This is a genomic window from Kitasatospora sp. NPDC057500 (genome assembly GCF_042802195.1).
Lineage (GTDB): Bacteria > Actinomycetota > Actinomycetes > Streptomycetales > Streptomycetaceae > Kitasatospora.
In genome coordinates, this window is record NZ_JBHVER010000358.1 from 1 (window position 1) to 4363 (window position 4363).

Here is a 4363-nt window from a genome sequence, read left to right on the forward strand (position 1 = left end):
GGTCGAGTGTCAGGAGGTCTCGTAGTGGCTCGGGCGGCCGTTGCGCTCGACGAGGCGGCCGACCTTGGCGGCCTCCTCGCTGCGCAGCAGCTCCCACTCGCCGTCCTGGCGGTGCAGCACCGAGGAGTGCCACGGGGTCATCCACATGTCCGAGTGCTCAAGCAGCCGGATGCCGAACTTCAGCACGCCGACCTTCTGCGGGTGGATGGAGAGCCGGAACGAGCGGGGGTGCTGCTCGGCGATGAGGTCGCCCCAGGCGCGGCTGCGCTGGATGACGCCGTAGGCGCGCTGGCGGCAGTCCTTCTGCAGGGCGGACTTGGTGCCGGTCCAGCCGAAGGTGTCCTCGGTGAGGAAGCGGGTGATGCCGCGATAGAGCTTGGCGGTCTCCTCGTCGGTGAGCACCTGCTCGCGCAGCTCCTCCTTGGTCGGCGCGTACTGGGCGTGCACCCGGGCGCGCTTCTCGTCGAAGGGCAGGTCGCCGAGGACGGCCCGCAGGTCGAAGGTGTCGAGGTTGGTCAGGCCCTCGCGCTCGATCAGCGCCGCCAACTCGTCCGAGTACTGGTCGATGTTGTCGTCGGGCACGTGGATGAGGTCGCCGAAGATGTGCCCGTCGGAGCAGATCAGGATCTTGGCGCCGGGCTCGTAGACCTTGCCGATCTCCTCGGCCAGCCGGTTGAGGAAGGTGAGCGAGAGCCGCTCGCCCTCGTCGGGCAGGTGGCCGAGCACCTTGGCGAGGTTGGGGGACTTGCAGGGGAACCCGGGCAGGGTGAAGAGGATCGGGTCCCCGGCGGTGATGAAGTCCGCCAACTGCTCCATCTGGAGCGGGAAGTCGGCGGGCGCGGCGTCGACCTCCGGGTCGGAGGCGCGGCGGTGCGGGAGCAGCAGGTCAAGGATCTCGGCGGAGATCCGGGTGATGGTCTGCTGGTCCGGGACGGTGTACCCGGCGCTGGTCTGCGCGGTGGTCGCGTCACTCCCGGTGCTGACGGCCTGGGAGTTGCTGGAGCTGCTGGTGACGGTGCCGGCGGGCGGCATGGTGGTCCTCCACGGAACGGTGATCGGGCTTCGGGCAGGCGGAGCCACGCCCCGGCGGTGGTCGCCGGGACGCTGTGGTGGATGCAGGGAGAAGCGTGGTCGCCCCTTCGCAGAAGCTCAGATCCGCCGGTCGTAGGCGACCGGGAGCAGGTTCACCCCACGGGCCAGGACGGCGGGAACCCAGGCGAGAGCGTCGATGTCCTCGTCGTCGGCGACGGACGGACGCAGCCCGGGCAGCCGGGTGAGCAGGGTGCCGATGGCGATCTGGAGCTCGGCCCGGGCCAGGGCGGCGCCGGGGCAGAAGTGGATGCCGTGGCCGAAGGCCAGGTGGGCGTTGGGGGAGCGGTCGAAGTCCAGGACGTCGGTGTCCGTGAACTGGTCCTCGTCGCGGTTGGCGGCGCCGAGCGAGACGATCACCGAGTCGCCGGCCGGGACGGTGGTGCCGTGCAGGTCGCTGTCCTCGGCGAAGAAGCGCCAGGTGGTGAGCTCGAACGCGCCGTCGTAGCGCAGCAGTTCCTCGATCGCCCGGGTGAGCAGGCCCGGGTCGGAGGCGGGTGCCTCGGGGTCGAGGGCGGCGCGCAGCCGGTCGAGCTGCTCCGGGTGGCGCAGCAGGGTGATCAGCATGGTGGTGATCTGGTTGGTGACCGGCTCCTGGCCGGCGACCAGCAGCTGGAACACCATCGAGTCGAGCTCTTCGGGGCTCAACTCACCGGCGTCGCAAGCGGCGACGAGCCGACCGAGCAGGTCCACGTCGGGCCCGGAGGGGTCGTGGGTGGCGCGCTTGTGCGTGACCACCTCGGCGATGTAGGTCTGCAGGCCGCGCAGCCGGCCCTCGTACGCCGGTCGGCCCGGGTCCTGCGGGCCGACCGGTTGCACCACCTTGCCCCAGTCGCGATCGAACTTGACCGCCAACTCCTGCGGGAGGCCGATCACTTCGGCCAGAACCCGGAAGGGGTAGTGGGCCGCGAAGCCGGCCACCAGGTCGGTGCCGCCGGCCGGGGCGGTCGGCGGAAGCTCGTCGATGAGCGCATCGGCCAGCTCCTGGATGCGCGGGCGCAGCCGCTCCACCCGGCGCGGTGAGAAGGCGTCCAGGACGAGCTTGCGCATCGTGGTGTGCTTCGGCGGGTCCTGGTGCAGCAGGTGCACCTGGAGCTGCGAGTGCTGCGGCTCGGGCATGATCGAGGCGAGCCGGCGCCAGTCCTCGTTGCCGAGCGCGTGGTTCTTGCCGAGCCGGGGGTCGTTGAGCGCCTCGTGGGCGGCCTTGTAGCCGGTGACCAGCCAGGCGCCGACCCCGCTCGGGAAGGTCACCCGGTGGACCGGGCCGGCCGCCCGCATCCGCCGGTAGAGGGGGTAGGGGTCGCTCTTGTACTCCGGGCCGGACAGCGGCACGGGGTCGGGGAGTTCGTCGTAGCCGAACGGGCAGCGGGGCCCGTCGGGCGCCTCGCCCGCCGCGGTCGGGTCGTGGACGGTTTCGGTCATTGCGGATGTTCCTCCGGTGTGGATCTGCCGTGTGCAGGCCGCGCGGTGACGATCTGTCACGCGGGGCTGCTGATCGTCCGGTCGGTGTCGGTGGTGCTCTCGGTGCCGGTGGTGCTTGCGGTGGTGCTCGTGGTGGTGCCGGTGGTGGTCTTGGCGCGGTCGGCGGGCTGGGCGGCCTTGGCGCCCGCGCCTGCCTTGGCGCTGCGGTGGTGCAGGGCGAGGAGGGCCACGGCGCAGGCGGCGGCGAGTCCGGCGACGGTGAGGCCGGCCCGCACGCCGGCGATCTCGGTGGTGCCGTACAGGGTGGCGGCGGTGCCCAGCGCGGGGCCGAGCGCGAAGCCGAGGCTGCGCGACAGCTGGACGGCCGAGCCGGCGGTGGCGAGCTGGTCGCGCGGGGCGGCGGTCATCACCAGGGCCTGGACCGGGCCGCCGTTGAGGCCCATGCCGGCGCCGGCCACGGCGAGCCGCCAGGCGATGTCCGGCGAGGACCAGCTGCTGTCCACCGGGACGAGCAGCAGCAGGCCGAGCGTGGTGACGCAGGCGCCGGTGAGCGCGGTCGGGCGGGCGCCCCAGCGGTCCGCGAGCCGTCCGCCGAAGCGGCCGGCCACCACCATGCCGAGCGGGAACGCCAGCATGGTGAGCGCGGTGGTGGTCGCGCTCACACCGGTCTCCCGGCGCAGGTGCTGGGCGAGCAGGAAGTGGGTGGCGGCGAAGCCCGCGGCGAGTGCCAGCACCGAGCCGTTCACGGGGGCGGTGCGGGAGACGCGCAGCACGGTGGCGACCGGGCGCCCGCCGGGGCGGCGCAGCCAGATCAGCAGCAGTGGCACGGAGGGCAGCGTGAGCAGCAGCCAGAGCGGCGCGTCCGGGGCGAGGGTGAGCCCGAGCAGGACGGCGCCGATCGCCGAGCCGATCAGCGCGGCGTCGCCGAGCGAGCCGGCGTCGGGCAGCCGCAGCCGCTTGCCGCCGCGGGTGGCGTTGCGGTGCGCGATCAGCCAGGCGGCCAGGCAGATCGGCAGCTTGACCAGGAAGATCGCCCGCCAGCCGACGTGGTCCAGCAGCAGGCCGCCCATCACCGGGCCGGTGACGGCGCCGAGCGGGCCCAGGGTGGCGGGCACGCTCATCGCGCGGCCGCGCAGTTCGGGGCGCACGGAGGTGGCGGCGAGGACCGGCATCAGGACGAACAGCACGGCGCCGAAAGCGCCTTGGGCGAGGCGGGCGGCGATCAGCCAGCTCGCCCAGGGCGCGGCGGCGGCCAGGACGCTGCAGAGCGCGAAGCAGGCGACGGCCAGCAGCAGTGCGGCGCGCAGGCCGACCTGGTCCAGCCACCGCCCGGCGGGCAGCAGTAGGGCCACCAGGGGGAGCTGGTAGCCGAGTACGGCCCACTGGGCGGTGGTGGGGGAGACGTCGAAGGCTTTCGCGATGTCCGTGAGCGCGAGGTTCACGACGTTCATGTCGAGCATCGCGACGAAGGAGAGCAGGCCCGCGGCGAAGACCAGGCTCCACCGGTCCTCCGCCCCGGCCGGGCTGCTACCCGGTGCGCCGACGGCGGGAGACTGCTGCGTTGCCATGGGTCATCCTCCGTTCCCCCCGTGCTGTCCGGACACCACCTCGGCGGCGGCGTCCGGTACAGCAGTCGGAGGCACCCGGGTCCGGGTTCCGAACAGGTGGGGGATTTTTGAGGCTTGGCCGGATCATGACGACGGTGGCTGATCTTGCCCGAGGCCGGGAGCCGGGAGCCGGGCCGCTGACGGCTGACAACTGACAGATTTCAGATAACAGATGACGGATGACAGATTTTGAAATCTGTCATCCGTCATCCGTCAGCGGCCGGGTGTCGAACGTGCCGTCGGGG

3 protein-coding genes are annotated in these 4363 nt (G+C 72.5%); all 3 read right to left on the minus strand.

Going from position 1 to position 4363, the window contains the following annotated elements:
* Positions 1–9: 9 nt before the first annotated feature.
* Positions 10–1032, minus strand: coding sequence for an L-tyrosine/L-tryptophan isonitrile synthase family protein (locus ACFU74_RS36295; protein ID WP_380764399.1), 1023 nt, complete (start codon positions 1030–1032; stop codon positions 10–12).
* A gap of 117 nt (positions 1033–1149) precedes the next feature.
* On the minus strand, positions 1150–2511 hold the full coding sequence (locus tag ACFU74_RS36300; protein WP_380764400.1) for a cytochrome P450: 1362 nt from the start codon (positions 2509–2511) through the stop codon (positions 1150–1152).
* A 56-nt stretch (positions 2512–2567) separates the two neighbouring features.
* Positions 2568–4079, minus strand: a complete 1512-nt coding sequence (locus tag ACFU74_RS36305) for an MFS transporter (protein ID WP_380764401.1) — start codon at positions 4077–4079, stop codon at positions 2568–2570.
* Positions 4080–4363 lie beyond the last annotated feature (284 nt).

Excerpts from the sequence above, each read along its gene's own strand:
- ACFU74_RS36295 (WP_380764399.1), bottom strand. The coding sequence starts at position 1,032 with ATGCCGCCCGCCGGCACCGTCACCAGCAGCTCCAGCAACTCCCAGGCC.
- ACFU74_RS36300 (WP_380764400.1), bottom strand. The coding sequence starts at position 2,511 with ATGACCGAAACCGTCCACGACCCGACCGCGGCGGGCGAGGCGCCCGAC.
- ACFU74_RS36305 (WP_380764401.1), bottom strand. The coding sequence starts at position 4,079 with ATGGCAACGCAGCAGTCTCCCGCCGTCGGCGCACCGGGTAGCAGCCCG.